The 1,483-nt window shown below is 35.1% G+C and carries 1 protein-coding gene; it reads right to left on the bottom strand.

Translation table 11 applies throughout. The features are described 5' to 3' along the window. Positions 1-552: TGS domain-containing protein (locus tag QI30_RS20130; RefSeq protein ID WP_126992172.1), on the bottom strand; the 552-nt coding region annotated here is incomplete at its 3' end. Positions 553-1,483: the final 931 nt, after the last annotated feature.

The raw sequence follows: 1,483 nt of genomic DNA, 5'->3' as shown, positions 1-1,483 counted from the left end.
TCTACATAAATCAACAAACTCTCCCTGCTCGTAAACTGTCACAAGTTCATCCTCTGGAATGATTTCAAGTAGTTCGAGCTTCAAATGATCCTGTGCAAAAATTTGTGCTGCTTCTTCGCGCGTTACTTCCTTTCGTACAACGATATGGTTTTCACTCGCAATTTTCTTCATTTCTCGTTCAATGACCTGTAAATCCTCTGGTACAAGTGTATGATTCATGTCGATATCGTAATAAAAGCCATTTTCAATGACAGGCCCAACCCCAAACTTTGCATCAGGATATAAACGTTTGACCGCCTGTGCAGTTAAGTGAGCTGCCGAATGGCGAAGTACCTCTAAACCCTCTTTTGACGAAGTGTCATACAGCGAAATTTCAGCGTCCACTAGAATTGGTCGAGTCAAATCAGTTGTCGTCGTATTTACACTTCCCACAATTGATTTTTTCGCTAAGCTCGGACTAATCGACTTGGCAATTTCGGTTAGCGTAACACCTTTGGCAAAGCACTTCTCTTCGCCATTTGGAAATTGAATTGTTACTTCTTGATTTGACATACTATCTCTCCTTTTCGTTTTTGGTTAATCAAATATGCAAATGCATATTTGCGTCCAGATTTTTTCGAGTTTACTCGAAAATTCCTCTAAAAATCTGTGACATATACTATTTTGGCAAAGCAAATATTTCATTTGCTTTGCCAAAATAAAAAGCATATACTCATCCCGTAAAGGGACGAATACATGCTTGTATACCCGTGGTTCCACCCAAATTCCTACTGTTAGATGACCAGTAGCTCATTGATACAGATAACGCCTGTACACGTTGCTAGTTTCCTAGCACAGCTCAAAGGGAGTAAATCGAATAGTCCAATCAGGAAACTTTCAGCCGGTGATTTCCCTCTCTTTTGACCTTCTCTTAAACGATTCATATCCTCGTCATTGCTTTTTAAAATTGAAATTACATATAATTTTAACGGACTTTCTAAATATTGTAAACTTATTATTTTAAAAAATCAGAAAATTATGTTAGAAAATTAGATGGCATCTTTTAATGATGATTCATTTTAGTAGCATCTCTTTTAGACAAAAATAACAGTTCCTTTTTTTGCTTCGCATAATATTGAAAAGAGACGTACTAGGTGTCTGTCTCTCTAATATTCCATATAACCTTTCTCTTTAAAAAAATCATTTCCGCAAATTATCAAATAGCCAAGATTGAAAAGATTTTAACCTTGTTTAATATTAAAGATCCAGATTACTTTTCCCAGAAAATCTTCGAACTACCACAGCATGTTAATAAAAGAGATATCAAAGATTATGCAAAGTTATATGCGGAAAAAGTGCCTAGTGAAGAGCAAGATTTTGAACAGAGTATGTGTATGATAAGTGATTTTGTAAGCTTGATTGAACTGATGAATAAGGTCAATAACATAAACGATATCTGATAAAATTTCGTTCATTTATTTTGATTTAACTATTAGATCGGAAG

The sequence above is a fragment of the Candidatus Kurthia intestinigallinarum genome (assembly GCF_003991225.1).
In the GTDB taxonomy this organism is placed as follows: domain Bacteria; phylum Bacillota; class Bacilli; order Bacillales_A; family Planococcaceae; genus Kurthia; species Kurthia populi.
Note: the sequence above shows the minus strand (reverse complement) of the source record. Positions and strands in the feature narration are given on the sequence as shown.